Origin of the sequence: Bacillus pseudomycoides DSM 12442, from assembly GCF_000161455.1 — a bacterium.
Lineage (GTDB): Bacteria > Bacillota > Bacilli > Bacillales > Bacillaceae_G > Bacillus_A > Bacillus_A pseudomycoides.
Genome location: NZ_CM000745.1, coordinates 5,449,014 through 5,449,716, shown reverse-complemented (window position 1 = coordinate 5,449,716; position 703 = coordinate 5,449,014). Strand labels below are relative to the sequence as shown.

The following is a 703-nucleotide window of genomic DNA, read 5'->3' as shown; positions in this document are numbered from 1 at the left end:
GAAGCAAACTGAAGGACCCTGCTTCCCTCCCGTATGCCATATGTTTCAGCCATGAGCTGCAAATTACTTACACCTCGATGCTCTATTAACACACCTTTCGGTTTCCCGGTCGACCCCGATGTATATATAACATAGGCCAGATCTTCCGCCTGATTGATATGTTCAAGATTCTCATCAGCTCCGTTATACACATGAGGCTGATCAATCAGAATAGTCTCTCCCGTAAAGCCTTCCATAATTTTCACACTACTTTGTGTTAAGAGGCGTTGAACCCCACTGTCTTCAAGGATATAGCGAATCCTTTCTTCAGGATATGACGGGTCAAGTGGGACATAAGCTCCACCTGCTTTTAGTACACCCAGAATACCGACAATCATTTCAAGGGAGCGGTCTACCATGATTCCAACCAGCTCTTCCCTAACCGTTCCTCTTTCTCTTAAAAGTCTTGCAAGCTGATTAGCCCTAGAATTCAACTCTCGATAAGTAAGCTGTTCGTCACCAAAAACTACGGCTACAAGCTCAGGTGTTCTCTGAACCTGTTCCTCAAACAGTTGATGGATTGCTTTGTCATTCGGGAACGGCTTTTCAGTTTGGTTAAAGGTATACAGAAGCTGATGTTTTTCTTCCTCTGTCACCAGAATCATATCTGACAGCTTTTGGTCAGGATCTTCAACTATCTGATACAACAGATGGAGGAAGTGAT

At 44.0% G+C, this 703-nt stretch carries 1 protein-coding gene; it reads right to left on the bottom strand.

All coding sequences use genetic code 11. From position 1 onward, the window contains the following. A partial coding sequence (locus BPMYX0001_RS27585; protein WP_033799492.1) for an AMP-binding protein occupies positions 1-703 on the bottom strand: 703 nt, incomplete at both ends.